23 protein-coding genes are annotated in these 21,665 nt (G+C 66.4%); 7 read left to right on the top strand and 16 right to left on the bottom strand.

Annotated features, from left to right (window positions below; genetic code table 11):
• Positions 1-19: 19 nt before the first annotated feature.
• From ACZI8W_RS14705 to ACZI8W_RS14695, 3 genes are read left to right on the top strand one after another with little or no spacing between them, the layout of a single operon-like run.
• Positions 20-2,032, top strand: a complete 2,013-nt coding sequence (locus ACZI8W_RS14705) for an ABC transporter permease (RefSeq protein ID WP_463369232.1) — start codon at positions 20-22, stop codon at positions 2,030-2,032.
• Positions 2,025-2,816: an ABC transporter ATP-binding protein gene (locus tag ACZI8W_RS14700; RefSeq protein WP_463369231.1), complete on the top strand. Its 792-nt coding sequence runs from the start codon at positions 2,025-2,027 to the stop codon at positions 2,814-2,816. The genes ACZI8W_RS14705 and ACZI8W_RS14700 overlap by 8 nt, the downstream gene beginning before the upstream one ends.
• Complete coding sequence (locus ACZI8W_RS14695) at positions 2,809-3,585, top strand: ABC transporter ATP-binding protein (protein ID WP_463369230.1); 777 nt, start codon at positions 2,809-2,811, stop codon at positions 3,583-3,585. The genes ACZI8W_RS14700 and ACZI8W_RS14695 overlap by 8 nt, the downstream gene beginning before the upstream one ends.
• On the opposite strand, the gene rlmN is transcribed toward ACZI8W_RS14695, so the two are convergent.
• Complete coding sequence (rlmN, locus tag ACZI8W_RS14690) at positions 3,582-4,691, bottom strand: dual-specificity RNA methyltransferase RlmN (protein ID WP_463369229.1); 1,110 nt, start codon at positions 4,689-4,691, stop codon at positions 3,582-3,584. The genes ACZI8W_RS14695 and rlmN overlap by 4 nt on opposite strands.
• 124 nt (positions 4,692-4,815) lie before the next feature.
• Between rlmN and ACZI8W_RS14685 the strand changes: the two genes are divergently transcribed.
• On the top strand, positions 4,816-5,646 hold the full coding sequence (locus tag ACZI8W_RS14685) for an HpcH/HpaI aldolase/citrate lyase family protein (protein ID WP_463369228.1): 831 nt from the start codon (positions 4,816-4,818) through the stop codon (positions 5,644-5,646).
• Here the strand turns inward: ACZI8W_RS14685 and ACZI8W_RS14680 are convergent.
• The 6 genes from ACZI8W_RS14680 to rpsB form a co-directional block, all read right to left on the bottom strand.
• On the bottom strand, positions 5,603-6,376 hold the full coding sequence (locus ACZI8W_RS14680) for a class I SAM-dependent methyltransferase (protein WP_463369227.1): 774 nt from the start codon (positions 6,374-6,376) through the stop codon (positions 5,603-5,605). The genes ACZI8W_RS14685 and ACZI8W_RS14680 overlap by 44 nt on opposite strands.
• Before the next feature lie 8 nt (positions 6,377-6,384).
• Positions 6,385-7,221: a phosphatidate cytidylyltransferase gene (locus ACZI8W_RS14675; protein ID WP_463369358.1), complete on the bottom strand. Its 837-nt coding sequence runs from the start codon at positions 7,219-7,221 to the stop codon at positions 6,385-6,387.
• Positions 7,222-7,340: 119 nt separating this feature from the next.
• Positions 7,341-7,898: a ribosome recycling factor gene (frr, locus tag ACZI8W_RS14670; protein WP_463369226.1), complete on the bottom strand. Its 558-nt coding sequence runs from the start codon at positions 7,896-7,898 to the stop codon at positions 7,341-7,343.
• A gap of 28 nt (positions 7,899-7,926) precedes the next feature.
• Positions 7,927-8,655 carry a UMP kinase gene (gene pyrH / locus ACZI8W_RS14665; RefSeq protein WP_132470557.1) on the bottom strand — a complete coding sequence of 243 codons (729 nt, stop codon included), beginning with the start codon at positions 8,653-8,655 and terminating at the stop codon, positions 7,927-7,929.
• A gap of 178 nt (positions 8,656-8,833) precedes the next feature.
• Entirely contained in the window at positions 8,834-9,658 is an 825-nt protein-coding gene (gene tsf, locus ACZI8W_RS14660) for a translation elongation factor Ts (RefSeq protein WP_463369225.1), read from the bottom strand.
• A 132-nt stretch (positions 9,659-9,790) separates the two neighbouring features.
• Positions 9,791-10,621, bottom strand: coding sequence for a 30S ribosomal protein S2 (gene rpsB, locus ACZI8W_RS14655; protein ID WP_463369224.1), 831 nt, complete (start codon positions 10,619-10,621; stop codon positions 9,791-9,793).
• A gap of 320 nt (positions 10,622-10,941) precedes the next feature.
• On the opposite strand from rpsB, the gene ACZI8W_RS14650 reads away from it, so the two are divergent.
• Positions 10,942-11,424, top strand: a complete 483-nt coding sequence (locus ACZI8W_RS14650) for a M23 family metallopeptidase (RefSeq protein ID WP_463369223.1) — start codon at positions 10,942-10,944, stop codon at positions 11,422-11,424.
• A gap of 37 nt (positions 11,425-11,461) precedes the next feature.
• Here the strand turns inward: ACZI8W_RS14650 and ACZI8W_RS14645 are convergent, their stop codons facing one another.
• Positions 11,462-13,045, bottom strand: a complete 1,584-nt coding sequence (locus tag ACZI8W_RS14645; protein WP_463369222.1) for a MinD/ParA family ATP-binding protein — start codon at positions 13,043-13,045, stop codon at positions 11,462-11,464.
• 84 nt (positions 13,046-13,129) lie between these two features.
• A complete protein-coding gene (locus tag ACZI8W_RS14640; RefSeq protein ID WP_463369221.1) occupies positions 13,130-14,068 on the bottom strand; it encodes a tyrosine recombinase XerC in 939 nt (312 codons plus the stop codon).
• 85 nt (positions 14,069-14,153) lie between these two features.
• On the opposite strand from ACZI8W_RS14640, the gene ACZI8W_RS14635 reads away from it, so the two are divergent.
• Positions 14,154-15,317: a multidrug effflux MFS transporter gene (locus ACZI8W_RS14635; protein WP_463369357.1), complete on the top strand. Its 1,164-nt coding sequence runs from the start codon at positions 14,154-14,156 to the stop codon at positions 15,315-15,317.
• Between the two features lie 19 nt (positions 15,318-15,336).
• Here the strand turns inward: ACZI8W_RS14635 and ACZI8W_RS14630 are convergent, their stop codons facing one another.
• Entirely contained in the window at positions 15,337-16,119 is a 783-nt protein-coding gene (locus ACZI8W_RS14630; RefSeq protein WP_463369220.1) for a siderophore-interacting protein, read from the bottom strand.
• Positions 16,120-16,215: 96 nt separating this feature from the next.
• Between ACZI8W_RS14630 and ACZI8W_RS14625 the strand changes: the two genes are divergently transcribed.
• The gene (locus tag ACZI8W_RS14625) at positions 16,216-16,494 is read left to right on the top strand and encodes a DUF6953 family protein (RefSeq protein ID WP_463369219.1); all 279 of its coding nucleotides are present in this window, start codon (positions 16,216-16,218) and stop codon (positions 16,492-16,494) included.
• A 28-nt stretch (positions 16,495-16,522) separates the two neighbouring features.
• Here ACZI8W_RS14625 and dprA read toward each other — a convergent pair whose 3' ends face one another.
• From dprA to lepB, 6 genes are all read right to left on the bottom strand, one after another.
• Positions 16,523-17,695, bottom strand: coding sequence for a DNA-processing protein DprA (gene dprA, locus ACZI8W_RS14620; protein WP_463369218.1), 1,173 nt, complete (start codon positions 17,693-17,695; stop codon positions 16,523-16,525).
• Complete coding sequence (locus ACZI8W_RS14615; RefSeq protein ID WP_463369217.1) at positions 17,692-19,200, bottom strand: YifB family Mg chelatase-like AAA ATPase; 1,509 nt, start codon at positions 19,198-19,200, stop codon at positions 17,692-17,694. The genes dprA and ACZI8W_RS14615 overlap by 4 nt, the downstream gene beginning before the upstream one ends.
• Positions 19,200-19,556: a YraN family protein gene (locus ACZI8W_RS14610; protein ID WP_463369216.1), complete on the bottom strand. Its 357-nt coding sequence runs from the start codon at positions 19,554-19,556 to the stop codon at positions 19,200-19,202. Before ACZI8W_RS14610 ends, ACZI8W_RS14615 begins: the two co-directional genes overlap by 1 nt.
• Before the next feature lie 172 nt (positions 19,557-19,728).
• The gene (locus ACZI8W_RS14605) at positions 19,729-20,043 is read right to left on the bottom strand and encodes a DUF2469 domain-containing protein (RefSeq protein WP_006550963.1); all 315 of its coding nucleotides are present in this window, start codon (positions 20,041-20,043) and stop codon (positions 19,729-19,731) included.
• A 34-nt stretch (positions 20,044-20,077) separates the two neighbouring features.
• Positions 20,078-20,779 (bottom strand): ribonuclease HII, encoded by a 702-nt coding sequence (locus tag ACZI8W_RS14600; RefSeq protein WP_463369215.1) that lies wholly within the window; start codon positions 20,777-20,779, stop codon positions 20,078-20,080.
• Positions 20,776-21,651 carry a signal peptidase I gene (gene lepB / locus ACZI8W_RS14595; RefSeq protein ID WP_463369214.1) on the bottom strand — a complete coding sequence of 292 codons (876 nt, stop codon included), beginning with the start codon at positions 21,649-21,651 and terminating at the stop codon, positions 20,776-20,778. The genes ACZI8W_RS14600 and lepB overlap by 4 nt, the downstream gene beginning before the upstream one ends.
• Positions 21,652-21,665: the final 14 nt, after the last annotated feature.

Here is a 21,665-nt window from a genome sequence, read left to right as displayed (position 1 = left end):
CTTCGCAGCGGAGTAGCGCATGAGCACATACCTGCAGTTCATCGTCCTGGGATTCGGTCTCGCCGCGGTGTACATCGGTCTCGCCAACGGATTGCTCCTCGTCTACCGCTCGACGGGGATCATCAATTTCGCGCAAGGCGCTACCGCCATGTGGGGCGCATACGTCTACGCGCAACTGCTCATCGACGGCACGCTCGTCCTGCCTATCGGAAGTATCGCGTTCGACGAACCACCGTCGGTACCGGTTGCTCTGGCACTGGGCCTGGTGATGGCGGCCCTGCTCGGGGTCGTCACCCACTATTTGGTGTTCAGGCCGGTGCGTCGCGCACCGGCCCTGGCACAGGTGGTGGTCTCCGTCGCACTGATGCTCAGCGTCCAAGCGTTGGTGGTGATCAGGTTCGGGTCGAACAGCATCCCGATCGAGTCGCTGATCCCGTCCGGATCGATCTCACTGTTCGGCACCTCCGTGTCGTCGGCGGAGGTCGTGATGGTTGCGATCATGTTGACGATCTCAGTGCTGGTGTGGGCGTACTTCCGATTCACCAGGGTCGGTGCAGCCACTCGTGCAGCAGCGGAGAACGAGCGGGGCGCCACCCTTCTGGGATTCTCCCCGGATCGACTCGCGGCGATCGCGATGATCATGGCCTCGGTGGTCAGCACGGTCGGTGTCCTGCTCGGGGCATCCCTGACGGGTCTGAATCCGCTGAACTATTCGTTGCTGGTCGTCCCGGCGCTCGCGGTGCTCTTGGTCGCCCGGATGGAATCCGTTGCGACGATCGTGGTCGCGTCGCTGGTGCTCGGGGCATTCCAGTCGGTGCTCAACCTGCTCGCCGGCGAGAGGTGGTGGCCCACGTGGGCGCAGTCCGGCGTCGATCAGGTGGTGCCGTTCATCGTGGTCATCGTCGTGCTGGTGCTCTTCGGCGGACGGTTGCCCTCACGCGGGTCGCTGCAGACGATCAAGCTGCCGGACGTTGTGGTACCGCGATTCCGGCCGATCCCGGCCGTACTCGTGCTCGTGGTGACCGGGGTGCTCCTCGCAGTATCGTCCGGCACCTATCGATTCGGCCTGACGTACTCGATCATCCTGATGCTGCTGGCGTTGTCGTATGTGGTCATCGCCGGCTACCTCGGTCAGATCTCCTTGGCCCAGGCAGCGTTCGCCGGCGCGGCGGGATTCACCCTCTCGAAGGTGACGACGAACTGGAGCATGCCGTTCCCGCTCGCACTCATCTTCTGCTCGCTCGCGGCTGCCCTGCTCGGCATGCTGGTGGCGTTGCCCGCCTTCCGGATTCGCGGCGCGCAGCTGGCCATCGTCACCATCGCCGCAGCACTGGCGATCGAGCGGTTCATCTTCAACAACTACAGTCTCACGCCACCGTCGGGCAATCCCATCGCGAATCCGACACTGTTCGGCCTGAATCTCGGCGTTCGTGAAGGCAGCGACATCGCACGCCTGTCGTTCTCGCTCACCGTTCTTGTCGTCGCGGCGATCGTGGTCTGGGCGTTCATCCGAATCGCCTCGGGCGATACCGGGCGCGTCTTCCTCGCTGTGCGGGCGAACGAGCGGGCCGCAGCGGCCGCGGGAATCGACGTCCGGTTGACCAAGCTCATCGGGTTCGGACTGTCCGCGTTCATCGCCGGCGTCGCGGGCTGCCTCATCGGATACAGTGCCGGTCAGCTCTCGGCCGAATCATTCACCGTGTTCGTCGGGCTGCAGGTGCTGGCCGTCGCCTATCTCGGCGGCATCACCTCGTTCAGTGGTGCGGCGATCGCAGGAATCATCGGCCCGTTGGGAATCATCTATGTTCTGGTGCACAACATCTTCGAGCTCGGCGACTACTACGCCCTGATTTCCGGGATCGCCTTGATCGTCACCGCGATCCTGAATCCGATCGGAATCGCCGGTGAAGCCGGCAGACTCAGCGCGCTGCTCCGTGCCAGGCGGCGCGGCGGCACGTCCGCACCGGGTTCTCCGGCACCGTCGACAGGCGACGAATTCGACCATGGAAAGGTGGCGGTGGCAGATGCCTGAATCCAGACTGCCGGATGAGGCACAGGGCGGCTTGTCGGCACACCGCATCACCGTGCGGTACGGCGGTGTGGTCGCGAACGAGAACGTGTCGCTGGAGGTGCATCCGGGCGAGATCGTCGGCCTGATCGGGCCGAACGGCGCCGGCAAGACGACGTTCGTCGACGCGGTGACCGGATTCATCGACTACGAGGGAACGATCAGCGTCGACGGCACTCCGATGAACGGTCTCCCGCCGCATCAGCGGCGCCGCACCGGTCTCGCGCGCACGTGGCAGTCGGGTGAGCTCTTCCCGAACCTGAGCGTAAATCAGAATGTCATCGCGGCAATGCGGCCGGGCGGTCTCGCGACGCTGTGGCGCGATCTGGTCGGGCGTCGGCGGGGCGGCGGCAGCAGCGAGGTAGTGGGCGCGACGCTGCAAGCCGTCGGACTCGGCGACGTCGGGGACACCTTCGCGCGGGATCTCACGCTCGGGCAGCAGAAACTCGTCGGTGTCGCGCGGGCGCTCGTGGGCAATTGTCGTGTCCTTCTGCTGGACGAACCCGCTGCGGGACTCGACAGTCAGGAGAGCGTCGAGTTCGCCGAACGCATCCGGGCGGTCGTGCGAGGCGGGCCCGGCGCGCTGCTGATCGACCACGACATGTCGCTCGTCCTGGGCGTGTGCGATCGCATCTACGTCCTCGAGTTCGGCAAGGTCATCTTCTCGGGAACTCCGGACCAAGCCAGAAAGGATCCCGCTGTGATCGCTGCATATCTGGGCGCACCGATGGAGACCGCCCATGGCTGATTCTGTCTCCACCGAAGAGTCTGTGCTCTCAGCGGAGTCCCTGACCGCCGGCTACAACGGCGTCGTCGCGGTCGCCGACGTCAACCTCTCGGTCTCGGCCGGTGAAGTCCTCTCGATCCTGGGGCCCAACGGCGCCGGGAAGACCACCACCTTGTTGTCCCTCGCCGGTGTGCTCCCCACGATGAGTGGACGGGTGACGGTCCTGGGCGAGCCGGCCGACAGCACGCGGCCCTACCGAATGGCGCGCAGAGGCATGCGTTTCGTCCCCGACGACCGCGGGCTGTTCCCGTCCATGACAGTGCGTGAGCATCTCCGGCTGGCCCGCCGCCGACCCGACAAGCACCGCGAACACATGGTGTTGGACCGGTTTCCGGCGCTGGCGAAGCTACAGTCGCGGACGGTCGGGCTGCTCTCCGGCGGGGAGCAGCAGATGCTTGCGATCGCAGTGGCGCTGCTGGCCGAACCGCGGTTGCTCATGGTCGACGAAATGAGCCTCGGGTTGGCGCCGATGATTGTCGAACAGATGCTCCCTGCCATCCGCGACCTGGCACGCGCTGAAGGGATCGCCGTCGTGCTCGTCGAGCAGCATGTCGGTCTCGCGCTGGCAGTGTCCGATCGGGCGGTGGTGCTCAACCACGGCCGGGTCGTGCTCGAGGGAGAGGCCGGTGTACTCGTTCGCGAACGTGATCGGGTCGAATACGCGTACTTCGGTGCCGGTGAGTTCGCCGACGAGGAACACGGTGACGCGGACCGTCCGAGCGTGGTCTAGGCTTCCGCGGCAAGCTGCCCGCAGGCCGCGGCGATCTCCTGGCCGCGGGTGTCGCGGACGGTGCAGGAGACACCCTGTGCGATGACGCGGCGGACGAACTCCCGCTCGACAGGTTTGGGACTGGCGTCCCATTCGCTGCCCGGGGTGGGGTTGAGCGGGATCAGGTTGACGTGCACGAGCGGGCCGAGCGCTTTGCGCAGTTTCTTGCCCAGCATGTCGGCGCGCCACGGCTGATCGTTCACGTCGCGGATCAACGCGTACTCGATCGAGATCCGGCGGCCGGTCTTGTCGGCGTAGTACCGGGCGGCGTCGAGAACTTCGGCGATGGGCCACCGGTTGTTGACCGGCACGAGGGTGTCGCGGAGTTCGTCGTCGGGGGTGTGCAGGGAGACGGCGAGAGTGACATGTAGGCCCTCGTCGGCGAGCTTGCGGATGGCGGGCGCGAGCCCCACTGTCGAGACCGTGACCGAACGCTGCGACAGTCCGAAGCCTTCGGGTGCCGGCGAGGTGATCCGGCGAACGGCGGCGACCACACGCTTGTAGTTGGCAAGCGGCTCCCCCATCCCCATGAACACGACGTTGGACAGGCGGCCCGGGCCACCTGCGACGTCGCCGTCGCGCAGTGCCGCCGCGGCCGCCCGAACCTGATCGACGATCTCTGCGGTCGTCAGGTTCCGGTCGAGGCCGCCCTGGCCGGTCGCGCAGAACGGGCAGGCCATGCCACACCCGGCCTGACTCGAGATGCACAGGGTCGCGCGCTCCGGGTATCGCATGAGCACGCTCTCGAGGAGCGTTCCGTCGCCCGCGCGCCACAGCGTCTTGCGGGTCTCCCCGGCGTCGCAGGCGATGTGCTTGACCGGGGTCAGCAAGGACGGGAACAGCGACTCGCCGATCTTTTCGCGCACCGCTGCGGGAAGATCGGTCATCTTCTCCGGGTCGGCTTCGAGCCGACCGTAGTACTGCCGGGCGATCTGGTCGGCGCGGAAGGCCGGAAGACCCAGTTCCTTCACTGCCTCACGTCGTTGCTCGGCATCGAGGTCGGCGAGGTGCCGCGGGGGCATACTCCGCTTCGGAGCGTCGAAAACCAGGGGCAGTGGGGAAGCCATAATGATCCATTCTCCCATGCTTTGCGACCTGACTGTCCGGTCTGCACTGTGATGCTCGCCCCCAACCGGCCTTGAAAATCCACGGTCCGTGCCATCCACACGTCGATGAGGGGAAGATCGAACCATGTCCTCCCGTATTGCTCCCGAGTTCGCCCGATCCTGGCTTCTTGTTCCCGGCAATGCCCCCGAACGGTTCGAGCCTGCCGCCACCTCCCCCTCCGATGCCGTCGTGCTCGATCTCGAAGACGCGGTCGCCGCTGAGGGCAAGGCAGCCGCCCGGGCCGGTGTCGTCGAATGGCTTCGAGGCGGAGGCAGGGCGTGGGTCCGTATCAACGACACCACCACATCGCACTGGTGCGACGATGTCGACGCCCTGGCGGCAGTGCCCGGCCTCGAAGGGGTCATGCTGGCGAAAGCCGAGAGCGGGCAGCAGGTGGACGCGACCGCCGATTCCCTGCCGGAGGGCACCAGGATCCTCGTATTGATCGAATCGGCGATGGGGCTGGAGGCTGCGCCCGAAATCGCTCGTGCCGAAGGGGTGTTCCGGTTGGTGTTCGGCAGTGGCGACTTCCGTCGCGACACCGGAATGAGCGCATCACCTCTTGCCATGGCGTATCCACGTTCGCGCCTGGTGGTCACAAGCCGCGCCGCGAAGCTCCCCGGGCCGATCGACGGCCCGTCCCTGACCGACGACCCCGCGGCCCTGGAGCAGGAGGCCCAGCTGACTCAGTCGATGGGTATGACCGGGAAGCTTTGCATGGCACCGGATCGCGCGCGGTTCCCGAATGCGGCGCTGAGCCCCAGCACCGATGACATCGGGTGGGCTCACACCGTCATCGATCGCCTCGGTGAGGACGGGCACGGTGTTCAGGACGGGAGCGACCTGCCGAAGCTGGCGCGGGCGAAGAAGATCACAGAACTCGCCCGGGTTTTCCACCTGCAGGGAACACGCTGACCCCGCCCACGTCGATGCCGCGTGGCTTGCGCCGGATGTGCAAGCGGTAACGCACGGCCAAGGTCGTCCCGGGCGTCTCCCGGACAGCTTGGGCCGCGACCTTCGGCCCGAACTCGATTCCGAGGACGCGCACGAGGGTATCGCGGTCGGGGAAGTCCCATTCGGTGTCGATCCGCCGAAGCGAGAATCCCTGAGCGTCGAAGAAATCCTCGACGGCACGCGGCCGGTAGTGCGGGAGGTCGGCGAGCATCCATTTGCCGTACGGGTGTGCTGTCGCGTCGAGATCGATGACCGCGAGGGCTCCGCCGGGGCGCAGGACCCGCATCGCTTCGGTGATGCCGGCGCCGCAGCCCGGACCGAAGAAGTACGCCGTCCGGGCGTGCACGAGATCCACCGACCGGTCCGGCAGCGGCATGTGCGCGGCGGATCCCGGCAGGACCCGGACCGTGTCGAGATGATCGACCCGTCGTCGCGCCGCCTCCACGAGCGGCGGATAGGGTTCGATTCCGGTCACCGACCGGGCCGTCTCCGCAAACATCCCGAGGTGGAAACCGGTACCGCAGCCGACGTCGGCGACGTCGAGGCCGGCCCAGTCGGCGTCGTCCCGCAGCGCCGCGTATACGGCGCCGCGGGTATCCTGGGCACGGTTCTCCTCTTCGTAGACCGCCGGCCAGTGCCAGATGTTGGGGCTGGCGATCACTCCCCGGTCATCAGCACGGTGTTCACCCATCCCGCGACCTACACGAAGATCGTAAGGATCAGCCAGGTCACGAAGGCCGACGGGAGGATCGAGTCGAGTCGGTCCATGATGCCGCCGTGGCCGGGCAGGAGCGTCCCCATGTCTTTGATGCCGAGATCGCGCTTGACCTGCGACTCGATGAGGTCACCGGCAGTGGCTGTCAACACGAGGACGACGCCGAGGAGCGCACCGATCCACCACTGGCCGTCGAGCAGGAACACGACGGTGAGGATTCCGACGGCCACGCACGCGACCAGGGAGCCACCGAACCCTTCCCACGACTTCTTCGGGCTGATCGCGGGCGCCATGGTGTGCTTGCCGAACAGCACACCGGCGGCATAGCCACCGATATCCGATGCCACACACACCAACATCAGACAGAACACGCGTGCGGCGCCTTGGTCCTCGAGGACCATGAGAGTGGCGAAGGACGCCAGCAGCGGCAACCACGCCGCGGTGAACACCGCGACCGCCGTGTCGCGTAGATAGTTGCGCGGCTGCGCGGCCAGACCATGGTCGAAGAGTCGCCACAGCATCGTCACCACCACGGTCCCCGCGAATGCGCCGAGGACGCCGGCGGTCCCGTAGGGCCAGCTCAGCCAGATGATCGCCTGGCCTCCGAGGAGCAGTGGCAGGCGCGGCACGAGCACGCTCGCCTCACGCAGCCGCTTCGTGACCTCCCACGTAGCGATCGCGATCGCTGCCGCGACCACGCCGAGCCAGCCGGTGGGCGCGAAGAGCAGGATCCCGATCACGAGCGCGCCCAGGCCGACTCCGACCGCTACAGCGGCGGGGAGATTCCGGCCTGCGCGTGACGTCTTGGCAGCCGGTATCACGTCGTCCGGTGGTGATGCGGCGGCTGTCGGTGATGCTGCGTCGGCAGCGGTGACGTCGGAGGCATCTCCGGCGTCGAGTGGAAGCTGCGGGTCGGAAGACCCGTCGGCTCTGCCCACCGTCAGACCTCCATCAGCTCGGCTTCCTTGTGCTTGACCAGCTCATCGACCTGTGCCACGTACTTGGCTGTGGTCTTGTCGAGTTCCTTCTCCGCGCGACCGACCTCGTCTTCGCCCGCCTCGCCGTCCTTCTGGATACGGCCGAGTTCTTCCATCGCCTTGCGACGGACGTTCCGCAAAGCCACCTTGGAATCTTCGCCCTTGGCTTTCGCCTGCTTGACGAGTTCGCGGCGGCGGTCCTCGGTGAGCTGCGGCACCGAGATACGAATGATATTGCCGTCGTTGGTGGGGTTGACTCCGAGATCGGAGTTGCGGATCGCGGTCTCGATCGCGCCCAGCTGCGACGCTTCGTAGGGCTTGATGATCACCATCCGTGCCTCGGGCACGTTGATGCTGGCGATCTGCGTCACCGGGGTCGGCGATCCGTAGTAGTCGATGACGATCCGGTTGAACATCCCCGCATTCGCGCGGCCGGTGCGGATACCGCCGAGATCGTCTTTGGCGACCGTGATGGCCTTCTCCATCTTCTCCTCGGCCTCGAAGAGAGCTTCATCGATCACGGCAGTTCCTCCATGTTTCGTTGTCCAATCATGACCGTACGAGCGTTCCGATCTTCTCACCGGCGACGGCACGAGCGATATTGCCCTTGGTCAGCAGATTGAAGACCATGATCGGCATGGCGTTGTCCATGCACAGGCTGAACGCGGTCGCGTCCGCGACTTTGAGGCCGTTCTCGATGACCTCGCGATGGGTGACCTCCTCGTACAGCTCGGCATCGGGATCGATGCGCGGGTCTGCGGAGTAGATTCCGTCGACGGCCTTGGCCATCAGCACGACATCGGCGCCGATCTCGAGGGCCCGTTGCGCGGCGGTGGTGTCGGTGGAGAAGTACGGCATACCCATACCTGCACCGAAGATGACCACCCGGCCCTTCTCGAGGTGACGCCGCGCGCGAAGCGGCAGGTAGGGCTCGGCGACCTGGCCCATCGTGATGGCCGTCTGCACCCGGGTGTCGATACCTTGCTTCTCGAGGAAATCTTGGAGCGCGAGGGAGTTCATGACGGTGCCCAGCATGCCCATGTAGTCGGAGCGCGCCCGCTCGAGTCCACGCTGCTGCAGTTCGGCGCCGCGAAAGAAATTGCCACCACCGATGACCACGGCGACCTCGACGCCGCTGCGCACGACCTCGGCAATCTGCTGCGCGACGGTCGTCACGACATCGGGGTCGAGCCCGACCTTGCCGCCACCGAACATCTCGCCACCGAGTTTGAGAAGCACCCGGCGGAAACCGGGCCGATCGTGGGCATGCTCGGACATGACTCTCCTCTGGTTGCGCATGAATCGGCCCTTATCATCCTGCCTCATCCACCCGGTGGAACCGAGACCGGGCGCGGAGCGGCACACCCACGGCAACCACCGAATACTGATCACCTGGAGGAGCCGGACACACCGCGACCCCGCCGGCAACAGCCGACGGGGTCGATCGATCGGTGGACTAGCTTGCGCCGACCTCGAACCGCACGAAGCGAGTGACGGTGGCTCCGGCCTCGTCGAGAATCGCCTTGACGGTCTTCTTCGAATCCGTCACCGACGACTGCTCGAGAAGCACGACGTCCTTGAAGTAGCCGTTGACGCGTCCTTCGACGATCTTCGGCAGAGCCTGCTCCGGCTTGCCCTCGGCCTTGGCGGTCTCCTCGGCGATCCGACGCTCGCCCGCGACGATGTCCTCGGGAACCTCGTCACGGGAGGTGTACTTCGCCTTGAGCGCAGCGACCTGCATGGCAGCGCTCTTCGCAGCCTCGGCCGCCGCGTCGCCCTCACCGGTGTACTCGACGAGCACGCCAACGGACGGAGGCAGGTCGGATGCACGCTTGTGCAGGTAGACCGACACCTGGCCGTCGAATGCAGCAACGCGACGGATCTCGAGCTTCTCACCGATCTTGGCGGAGAGCTCCTGAACCAGGGTGTCGACGGTCTTGCCATCGACCTCGAGGGCCTTGAGCGCCTCGACGTCGGCCGGACGTGCCTCGGCGGCGGCAGCAACGATCGTGTCGGCGAGCGCCTGGAACTCGTCGTTCTTCGCCACGAAGTCGGTCTCGGAGTTCAGCTCGACCAGCACGCCGTCCTTGGCGACGACGAGGCCTTCGGCGGTGGAGCGCTCGGCGCGCTTGCCCACGTCCTTGGCACCCTTGATGCGCAGCTGCTCGACGGCCTTGTCGAAGTCTCCGTCGTTGTCGGCGAGGGCATTCTTGCAGTCCAGCATTCCGGAGCCGGTGAGCTCGCGGAGACGCTTGACATCAGCGGCGGTGTAGTTCGCCATCTTGAGCGGGCCTCCTGTGTCTGTGGTGAAAAGTCTCGGGTGCGGATCGCGCCGCGTATGTGCGGACCAGGCCGCGATGCAACGGCCCCGACCATGATCTCGCGATCGTGCGGTCGGGGCCGTGCGAACGGATCAGGCCTCGGGGGCTGCGTCCGCGGCGGGTGCTTCCGCTTCGCCGGTGGAGGCGGCCTGCGCGAGCAGTTCCTGCTCCCACTCGGGCAGCGGCTCCGCGGCTGCTGCCGCCTCGGGCTTGGCGTCGGCGTCGGTGTTCTTGCCTGCGCGGGCCTGGAGGCCCTCGGCGACTGCGGACGCGACCACCTTGGTCAGCAGCGCCGCGGAGCGGATCGCGTCGTCGTTGCCCGGGATCGGGAAGTCGACGAGGTCCGGGTCGCAGTTGGTGTCCAGAATTGCGACGACCGGGATGTTCAGCTTACGAGCCTCGCCGACGGCGATGTGCTCCTTGTTGGTGTCGACGACCCACACGGCCGAGGGAACCTTGGCCATGTCGCGAATGCCACCGAGGGTCCGGTCGAGCTTGTTCATCTCACGCGTGAGCATGAGGATTTCCTTCTTGGTGCGACCCTCGAAACCACCGGTCTGCTCCATGGCCTCCAGCTCCTTCAGGCGCTGCAGGCGCTTGTGGACGGTGGAGAAGTTGGTGAGCATGCCACCGAGCCAACGCTGGTTCACGTACGGCATGCCGACGCGGGTGGCCTCTTCGGCGATGGATTCCTGAGCCTGCTTCTTGGTGCCGACGAACAGGATCGTTCCACCGTGAGCGACGGTCTCCTTGACGAACTCGTACGCCTTGTCGATGTACGTCAGGGTCTGCTGCAGGTCGATGATGTAGATGCCGTTGCGGTCGGTGAAGATGAACCGCTTCATCTTCGGATTCCAGCGACGGGTCTGGTGTCCGAAGTGGGCGCCGCTGTCAAGCAGCTGCCTCATGGTTACGACAGCCATGGCTGTTGTCTCTCTTTCATGTCGGTTGCCGCGGGTGATCTTGCGATCCCCGCCCTGGCGTCCGCATGTCCGTCGACCCTTGCGGGACCGGCGACGGCCATCTACGGTGCATCCGTATGGACGGGTGACACCGATGCGCGGACGCGCGAAGTCGATCTGCGAACACAGACCGCACGACAAGCATACGACCCGGACTCGTCGATCTGCGAACCGCCTTGTCAGAGCGGTCTCTCGATCCGTTCCTGTGGACAACCGCAAAGTTGTCCACATTCGTCGTTTCTGGGTGTCGCGATGGCCTCCCGACGGCAAGTGTGGGACGTATGCGACTCCCTCCGCTCGTGCTCCTCACGGCCCTCCTGCTGATGATGGGCCCTGCCCCCGCGGCCGCCGACAGCACTTTCGTCTGGCCCCTGGAACCACGCCCGCTGGTGACCCGGCCGTTCGATCCACCCGAGCAGAACTGGCTGCCCGGTCATCGCGGCGTCGATCTTGCGTCGTACCCCGGACAAACGGTCCTCGCGGCCGGTGACGGGATCGTCGTGTTCGCCGGAACCGTCGCAGGGAAACCGGTGGTGTCGATCGACCATCAGGGTGGCCTGCGCACCACCTACGAACCCGTGACCGCCACTGTGGCGTCGGGGCGCCGAATCTCGGCCGGCGACCCACTGGGCACAGTGGAGGCGGGGCATGAGGGCTGCCCCGCCGACGCCTGTCTGCACTGGGGTCTGCGCCGTGACCGCGACAGCTACCTGGATCCGGTCCCCCTCGTCGTACGATCGGTGATCCGGCTCGAACCGGTGTGACGTCCATGGTGGCGTGTCGTATCTCGGTCTGCCACCGTCACCACTGCGCGGAATGCCGACCCGTCAGAACGGGGAAATCATCGGCGACCATGGCGGCGAGCTCGGCGAATGCCCGTCGGGTCGCGGGGCGCAGCAGGTTCAGGTCGATCTCGGCCCCCTCCGCCAGATGCTCGTCGAACGGCACGACCTGCACGGCCCGGCAACGAGCGAGGAAGTGCGCGGTCAATGCGTCGAGGTCGATGTTGGAAGTCCCCGGTCGCGGCGAACTGATCACCACCACCGTGCGATCGACGAGATCGCGGTAGCCGTGATGCTCGAGCCAGTCCAGTGTCGCCGCAGCACTGCGAGCACCATCGACCGCGGGTGATCCGACGAGTACGAGGGCATTCGCCAGATCGAGCACACCTCTCATCGCAGAGTGCATGATCCCTGTCCCGCAGTCGGTGAGAATGATGTTGTAGTAGACCTGCAGGACATCGATGACGCGACGATAGTCTTCCTCGCTGAATGCCTCCGACACCGCCGGATCGCGTTCACTGGCAAGCACTTCGAGTCGACTCGGCGCCTGCGACGTGTGGGCACGCACATCGGAATAGCGTTCGATGCGGTCCGCAACCGCGATCAGATCTCGCACCGTCGACTGCGTCTGCTCCGGAATCCGCTGCGCGAGGGTTCCGAAATCAGGGTTGGCGTCGACAGCGATCACGCAGTCGCCGCGCATCGACGAGAACGTCGAGCCGAGCCCGATCGTCGTGGTGGTCTTGCCTACACCGCCTTTGAGCGAGAGCACTGCGATGCGATAGTCGCCGCCGATCGGCTGGCGGATGCGGGCGACCAGATCGTCGTGGTGCGCGTCGTCGGAGGATTCTCCGGGATTGAACAGGCCGCCGGTGAGCCGGTGTACACCGCGCCGCCACCCGCCGCTCGGTGCACGCCGGGAACGACGGACGAGCACCCCCGATGCGAGATCGAGGTTCGACGGTTGATGGTCCGCCGCGGCCGCAACACTCGGAACAGGATCGTGCACGCTACCCGGATCATGGTGCACGACTGGGGTGGGCTCGGGTTCGCGAATCGGCGCGAGCACCCGGACGGGTTCCGTGTCGGCAGCCCGTTCCGGTGCGGGCGGAGGCTCGGGTTCTGCCGCAGGCGAAAGCTCGGGCTCTGCCGCAGGCGAAGGCTCCGGTGCAGGATCGTGATTCACGACGGGGTCGAGGTCGGGCACGCACACCGGCGCAGGCACCGATTCCGGGTCGGGCTCGGGTACCGGATCCGGCGCAGGGGCAGGGGCAGGGGCAGGGGCAGGTAGATCCTCGGGTTCCGGCACCGCATTCGAGGGTTCCGGTTCTGTCGACGTTCTCGGCCCCGGATCCCGCTGGATCGGGATGATCGAGAACGGCACCGACGCGGGTGGCACGATCGTGGCGGGTGTCGATGGGATCGCCGCTGTACGGGGAGGCGTCGACGGGATCGCCGCTGCGCGGGGAGGCGTCGACGGCGCACTGGCCGGAGCGCCCCGTGTCGCACTGCGGCGCAGACCACGTCGCGGCGTAGCCGGCCGAGCATCGGGTTCGTCCTGCAACCACGCAGGCAGCGCATGGTTCGACTCGTCACGTGCCATCAGATCCCCCCGGAAACCCCACTGTCGATCGGCAGGGACGCTACCAAAGCGGACTGAGCTGCGTACACCTCAGGCGCGGACAGCTCAGGCACGGGGATGCGCCTGCTCGTGGGCAGCACGCAATCTCGCCACCGACACATGGGTGTACAGCTGGGTCGTCGCGAGGCTCGAGTGTCCGAGGACCTCCTGCACAACGCGCAGATCGGCGCCACCTTCGAGCAAGTGGGTCGCCGCAGTGTGTCGTAGCCCGTGCGGGGCGAGATCAGGTGCGCCGGGCACAGCCCCGACCGCCTCGTGCACCACCGTCCGTACCTGCCGCTGTCCGATCCGCCCGCCACGCTTCCCGACGAGCAGCGCCGGCCCCGACGCCGAGGTCGTCATCGCCGGCCGGCCCAGGGTCACCCAGCGTTCGAGCGCATCCGCGGCAGGCACCCCGTACGGCACAGTTCGTTCCTTGTCGCCTTTACCCACGACCCGCACGACACGGCGCTCGGAGTCCACGTCGTCGATGTCGAGCCCGCACAGTTCCCCGACCCGAATACCGGTCGCATAGAGCAGTTCGACGATCACCCGGTCTCGTAGCGCGACCGGATCCTCCTCCCGCGCGCCGGCCTCCGCAGCTGCCATGACTTCGGATGCCTGGTCGGCATGCAGCACCGCGGGCAATGTCCGATGTCCGCGCGCTGACGCGAGCCGTGTCCCGGGGTCGTGTTCCGTACGGCCGGATCGAACCAGCCAGGCGGTGAAGGACCGCACCGACGAGGTCCGGCGGGCAATTGTGCTGCGCGCAGCGCCGGAAGCCACCTGTCGCGCAAGCCAGGCCCGCAGGGTTTCGAGGTCGAGATCGGAGACCCGGGCGTCCGGCTTCCCGTCGACGAGGTGCGTGAGCAACGAACACACATCGGTCACGTATGCGCGGACGGTGTGCGCCGACCGGTTCGACTGCAAGGTCAGATGCTCGGCGAACTCCTCGACGTGCACGGCAAGCACCGCCGGCAGCGCCGACGCTGGATCGTGCTCCATGCGCACTACCGTGCGTGGTGCGGCGGGTCCGTGCAAGCCGACACCCCGATAATGTTCGTTCGTGAGTAAAACGATCTCTTTGCCGATGTTGTGCGCGCTGGCGCTCCTGTCGGCCACGGCGCCACTGGCGACGGATATGTACCTACCCGGCCTGCCGATCATGTCCGAGAGTCTCGGCACCTCGACCGTCGGGATCCAACTCACGTTGACGACGTTCATGGCCGGCCTGGGCATCGGTCAGTTGATCACCGGCCCCCTCTCCGACGGGTGGGGCCGCCGGCGCCTGCTCGTCGTCGGCACCATCGTGCTCGCGGTGAGTAGCGCCGTATGCGCGCTGGCCCCGACGGTCGAGGTCCTCATCGCGGCACGAGCGATTCAGGGTTTCAGCGGAGGAATCGGAATCGTGCTCGCCCGCGCGGTCATCGCCGACCGCACGAGCGGCCACGAATCGGCTCGCTTGTTCAGCGTCATGATGATCATCGGTGGAATCGCGCCCATTGCCGCACCGGTCATCGGTGGCGCGCTGCTCGACCCTATCGGCTGGCGCGGCATTTTCTGGGTCCTGACCGGCGCATCTCTCGCGATGCTCGCCGGTGTTCTCACCTTCGTCCCCGAAACACTCCCACCCGAGAAACGTCACGGCGGCGGATTTGCGGCTCTCGCGGGCAATTTCGGCTACGTCCTCGGCAATCGCCGGTTCGTCGGGTACGCCGCGTCGTTCGCGCTCGGCTTCGGCGCGTTGTTCGCCTACATCTCGGCGTCGCCGTTCGTCGTGCAGAACGTACTGGGTATGTCCGCCACGCAATTCTCGCTGGTCTTCGCAGTCAACTCGGCGGGATTGGTGACCGCGAACATCATCAACACCCGGCTGATCGGCCGGTTCGAAGTCCGCCCCTTGCTGATGTTCGGTGTCACGCTCATGCTGACCGCAGGAATACTGTTGCTGATCACCACAGCGGCTTTCGGCGCCCAGCGCTGGCTGCTACTACCGCTGTTGTTCGCTGTCGTGTTCAGTCTCGGTTTCACGATGGGAAATTCCACAGCCCTCGGTCAGGGCGAAGTGCCGTCGGCCGCAGGTACCGGATCCGCCATCATGGGTGCGTCCCAGTTCGGGCTCGCCGCCATCGTCTCACCGTTGGTCGGGTTGGGCGGAGAGGACACCGCTGTTCCCATGACGATTGCGATCGTCGTGTCGGCGGGGCTCGCGCTGTGCGCTCTGCTCACCCTCACCCGCGAGCCCCGATCCTGACCCGTTCGACGGATCGACGCTAGCCGGCATCCACCTCCGCAAGCTCTCGCTTCCAGGTGCGGAAGCCCTCCTCCGTCCGGCCACGACGCCAATATCCAGAAATCGACGCGCGCGCCGGCTTCACTCCGCGTTCCTTACGCAGGTATGGGCGGATGTGTTTCATGACGGTCTCGGCCTCGCCGTGCACGAACACCTGAACGTCGCCTTCGGGCCACGGCAATTCCCGCACCGCGGCGACGAGCGGCGCATTGCCGTCGATCTGGTCCGGGCCGGCGTCGCCGGCCGCTACCCCGCGATGGAGCCACGTCACGGTGACGCCGGACGGCGCGACCAGATCGAGCTCGTCCGATTCTCCGGCGACCTCGATGAACACAGCTCCGGCAGCGTCGGCAGGGAGTGATTCGAGGGCCGCCGCGATCGCAGGTACTGCTGTCTCGTCACCTGCCAGCAGGTGGAAGTCTGCTGCCCGATCCGGCAAGTAGCCTGCGCCCGGCCCCCGGAGCACAACCTCGGTGCCGGGTTGCACAGAGCGCGCCCACGGACCGGCGACCCCCTCGTCGCCGTGTACGACGAAGTCGATCCAGATTTCCTCGGCGTCCTGATCGACGCGGCGCACCGTGTAGGTACGCACCACGGTGTCGTCGCCCGCCTGGAGTTCGATCTTGACGTAACTGTCGGTTTCGGGTCGAGGAGTGAAGTCGGCGAACCCGGCACCTCCCAGCACCACACGAACGAAATGCTCGGACACAGCCTCCGTGCGGAGAACTGTCAAAGTTGTCGATTGGGGACCCTTGGGTGCCACACTGCCTCCTTGTTAGGATTGCCTTCCTCGAGAGACGGTACCCGTTGTTCGATGTCAGGCGCAGTGGCCCGACGTCGTCCGACTACGCTCGAGACCATGAGTACCAGTGCGTCCGACATTGCCACCTGGATGGTCGACATCATCACCACCGAACGCCGGGTCGGTCAGGCCGACATGGTCGACGCCATCGAAGCGAAGTTCGGCTCGGAGTGGATCTACATGGGTGACAGCGGCCACCCGTCGATCGACCGGGCCGTTCTCAAAGAGTTCCGCAAAGCCCACCGCGGCGCCGTGAAGTGGCATCGCGAGGATCTCGCCTGGTACATCGACGACGAACCCGAAGCCGATGCGGCCGTAGCACCCGAGAACGGCTGACAACAGCCGGAACCAACTGCGCCCGCCACTACCCGGCCGCGGTCCGAGACCACCCCGCGTCGTTACGCCGGACGAGACCCTCCATCTCGAGCAGCGGTAACGCTGCGCGCACGCGAGCGACGGAGATGCCCGCAGATTCCGCGACCGCGACCGGCTCGCACGTATCGGTAGCGGGCAACGCCTCGTAGACGAGTGCCCGATCCCCCGAGAGAGCGTCGAGGGATCGAACGAACAAGGCATCCCGGTCGTCGTCGGCCACGAGGATCGGACCGCACTCCTCGACGATGTCCCTCGCATTGCCGACCAGCCGCGCTTCGCCCTCGCGAATCATGCGATGGCATCCCTGCGACGCCGCCGACGTGACCGGGCCGGGCACCGCGACCACCGGCCTACCCAGCCGCCGAGCCCACGCTGCTGTGTTACGGGCACCGCTGCGCCACCCCGCCTCTGCGACAACGGTTCCCGCGGACAACGCCGCGATGAGCCGATTACGCGCCAGGAATCGGTACCGCACTGGGGCGGTACCGGGGGGATATTCGCTGATCACCAGGCCAGATTCGGAGATGCCCCGCAGAAGTTTCGCATGCGCGGCAGGATAGGCCCGGTCCACACCGCACGCGAGGACCGCAATGGTCGTTCCCCCGACCCCGAGCGCTGCGCGATGTGCCGCGGCATCGATCCCGAATGCTGCCCCCGACACCACCGTCCACCCGTCGACGGCGAGGTCGCCTGCGATCTCTGCCGTCACGTGCTCGCCGTAGCCGCTGGCAGCGCGGGTGCCGACAATCCCGATTGCCCGTTCGACGAGTTCGTCGAGTCGCCGCTGTCCCCACACCCACAACGCCAACGGTGTGCCTTCGGCGTCGGTGTCTGTGTCCAGTTGGTCGAATCCGAGCATCTGCCATGCGGGCCATTCGTCGTCGTCGGGGGTGATGAGGCGACCCCCTGCACGGTTCAGGCGTTCCAGATCGGCGGCGGCCGTGTCGAGGTGGGCGCGAGCCTCGAGTTTCGAGGTGAGTTCGGCGCCCGCCGAACCTTCCCGCACTGCGTTCGCGACCTCGACGACTCCCTGTTCGGCGACGGCCGCGGACACTGTCCGCGAGGCACCCTGAGTGACGCGCGAGAGGTACGCCCAGGCTCGCCGCCTCTCGGCACCAAGGGTGTCGTCCGCGGGTGATCCGCTGATGGTTCGACCGGTCATGCGGCACCTCGATCCCGGAAGTCGAGCGCGGCGGCCACGTGAAGTTCGGTTGGTTGAGACAACCCCTCCAAGTCGCACAGCGTCCACGCGACTCTCAATGCTCTGTCCGCACCTCGCGCCGTGATCGCACCCTTGCGCAGCGCCCACTCCACCGGTTTCACGGCGGTGGCCGGTAGTCGGAATCTCTGACGCAGAGCCGGCCCCGGCACCTCCGCGTTGGTTGCCCATCCGAAGTCGTGCCACCGCTCGGCCGCGGCGGCACGGGCAGCGGCGACGCGCGTTCGTACATCGTCGGTGCTTTCCCCCGCCTCACCCATCAGCGCGCTCGTCGCGACAGAGTGCATCTGTACCCGCAGATCGACACGATCGAGCAACGGGCCCGACAGGCGTCCGAGATACCGGCGCCGTGCGGTGGGCACGCACACACAATCGGCGTCGCGGGCCGGCGCGCACGGGCAGGGATTCGCTGCCAGGACCAGTTGGAATCGCGCAGGGTACCGCGCCACGCCGTCTCTGCGGGCGATGCGGACCTCACCGTCTTCGAGGGGGGTTCGCAATGCCTCGAGGGTCTTCGTGCCCATCTCGGCAACCTCGTCGAGAAACAACACTCCTCGATGTGCGCGGCTGACCGCACCCGGTGTGGCCATGCCTGTCCCGCCACCGATGAGCGACGCGACGGTGGCGGTGTGGTGCGGTGCGATGAACGGCGGTTCTGTGACAAGGGGACGATCCGCCGTGAGGGTCCCGGCGACCGAATGCACCGCAGTCACCTCGAGGGCATGCGTTTCGCACAGCTCGGGAAGGATTCCTGGAAGTCGCTGGGCCAGCATTGTCTTTCCGATTCCGGGCGGACCGGTGAGCATGAGGTGATGTGCTCCCGCCGCGGCGACTTCGATCGCACGGCGCGCCTCGTGTTGTCCGACGACCTCGCTGAGGTCTGCGCGGAGAATTCGCGGTGGCACCGCCGCAGGATCGGGGCGTTCGAGCGGTCCGTCGCCTTTCAGCCACAGCACCACGTCGCGGAGAGTGTCGGCACCGTACACATCGATTCCCGCGACGAGCGACGCCTCAGTCAGCATCGCGGTGGGCACCACGACCCGCGACCATCCGTAGTTCTTCGCGGTGACGACGGCGGGAAGTACTCCTCGGATCGGCCGCAGCCGGCCGTCGAGCGCGAGTTCACCCAGCAGAATCGTTGTGGTCATCGCTTCGAGCGGTACGACGTCTGCGGCATTGAGCACGGCACACGCGAGAGCGAGGTCGTAGACGCTACCCACTTTGGGCAGTGTCGCGGGCGACAACGCCAGGACCACCTTCGAATCCGGCCATTTCCCACCGGAGTTGGACACCGCGGCGCGCACGCGGTCGCGTGATTCCTGCAGTGCCGTATCCGGCAGACCGACCATTTTCACGCCCGGCAATCCACCACCGATATCGGCCTCGATCTCGACCACATGGCCGTCGACACCCGCCACCGCCACCGACCATGCCTTCCCCAGCGCCATCAGAGCACCTGCTTGCGGTGGGTGATCTCAGGAGCACTCCCCCGTACGAGCAGAACTGTCACGACATCGATGCGGATCCGGTCCCATCGGCGATCCTGATCGGCGAGCCACAGCCCGGCCAGGCGGCGCAGCCGCTCCGCTTTGGCGCGGGTGACGGCTTCGGCGGGTGTGCCGTAACCGAACCCCGTGCGGGTCTTGACCTCCACGAACACCAGGACCGCTCCGTCCTGCGCAATCAGGTCCAGCTCGCCGTACCGACACCGCCAATTGCGTTCGAGGACCACCATTCCGGTGGATGCGAGGTGCTCGGCGGCGAGGTCCTCACCGCGGATCCCCACGTCTTGATTTCGTCCCATCCGTCTTGCTCCTCCCTGCGTAGACACACTGTGTCGCAGGAATGGGCAGCAAAAGGGGTATCGGCGCGTGATACGGGAAATCTGTGGATGAAACGACCGGCTGTGGACAAACGTCACCTCAGCGAGTGCCTCGCGGCGCCCGTGTCCGAGTGTTCCGCTAAGGTGCGGGGCTCTATCCGAGCTTGTCGGGCAGACGCAGTTCCGGCTTGTCGAGCTCTTCGATGTTGACGTCCTTGAACGTGATCACCCGGACATGCTTGACGAACCGCGCGGGGCGGTACATGTCCCATACCCACGCATCCGACATCCGAACCTCGAAGTACACCTCGCCGTTGGCGTTGTGCGGAAGCAGCTCGACGGCGTTCGCAAGGTAGAAGCGCCGCTCGGTTTCGACGACGTAGGCGAACTGACCGACGATGTCCCGGTACTCCCGGTACAGCGAGAGTTCCATCTCGGTTTCGTACTTCTCGAGATCCTCGGCGCTCATCGGTCTCGGTGTCCTCCCACTCTGGTGTGTTCTGTCATGATCCCGCATCCGCCCCGGCGCCGACGAGTCGGCGTCGAAACGGCGCTTCGCCGCACGCTGCGGCAACGTTCGCCCATGATCTCCGATGCTCGGGTGACGGGCCGAGCCGGTGCAGTGCCGTCATGTGCACCGCGGTGCTGTAGCCCTTGTGTATCGCGAAACCGTACCCCGGATGTGTGCGATCCAACCCGACCATGATCCGATCGCGGGTCACCTTCGCGAGCACGCTCGCCGCGGCGATGCACGACGCAGCACCGTCCCCGCCGATCACGGGCAGCGACGGCACCGGCAGTCCGGGCACCCGGAATCCGTCGGTGAGGACGTAGCCGGGCGCGAGCGCCAGGCCCGCGACCGCGCGCCGCATCCCCTCGATGTTGGCGACGTGGATGCCGATGGCGTCGACCTCAGCGGCCGGCACCTCCACCACGCTCCATGCGGGGGCGCGCCGCACGATGGCGTCGTAGAGCTCGTCGCGGGTCTTCTCCGTCAGCTTCTTGGAGTCGTCCAGGCGATCCAGCGACGGGTGCAGCTTGGGCCCCAGGATGCACGCGGCGATGACCAGCGGGCCGGCACACGGCCCGCGACCGGCCTCGTCGACACCGGCGACCGGGCCGAGCCCGCATCGCAGCAGTGTCGACTCCATCGTCCGTAGACCCGATGATCGGCGGATCACCGGTCGCGGTGGCCAGGTACTCACGAAGGCATGATCTCCGGGGAATCGATGAGGCCCCATCGGCCGGGGGGCAGCACGATGAAGCGCGCCTTACCGATCACATTCTCCAGCGGAATGGACCCTTGGTGCTCGTCGCCGACGTGATAGCGCGAGTCGGCAGAGTTGCTGCGATTGTCGCCCATCACCCATACATGATCGTCGGGCACCGTCACCGGACCGAAACAGCGTCCGGACGGCACCTCGGTGTCGCAGGTGACGACACCCGGTGTGAACGGGTAGTCCATCTTCACGTACGGCTCGTCGATCGGTTGGCCGTCGACAAGGATGCGGCCCTGGTCGTCGCAGCATTCGACGGTCTGTCCGCCCACCGCGATGACGCGCTTGACGAGGTCGTTCTGGTCCGGCGGGACCAACCCGACGAGGGATCCGACTTCCTCGATCCCGCGGAGGACGGGGTTGTCGGAGCGCGTCGAGGTGTATCCCTCGGACCACGAATCGGGTCCCTTGAACACGATGACGTCTCCGGGTCGCGGATCGCCGAATCGGTAGCCGATCTTCTCGACGACGATGCGGTCGCCCGTGCAGCCCGGGCATCCGTGCAGTGTCGGTTCCATCGATTCGGACGGAATCAGGTACACGCGGGCAACGAAAGTCTGAAGGAGGAAGCTCAGCGCAAGCGCGACGACGACGAGGATCGGGAGTTCACGCCAGAACGACTTCTGCTTCTTCGTGTTCTTCTTGGTACCGCCGTCGTCCTCGGCATCACCGCCGCCGTTCGGATCGTCCGGTTCCTCTCTTCTGTGGTGAGCACCGTGTGTCCGGTTGTGTGCCGAGAGTCGGTCGGCGCCGTATCGGTTCGCGTCCGGCCCGGCCGGTTCGTGCGGTGAATCTGCCACAACGACAGACTAGC

The organism is Rhodococcus ruitaii (assembly GCF_055230935.1).
Note: the sequence above shows the minus strand (reverse complement) of the source record. Positions and strands in the feature narration are given on the sequence as shown.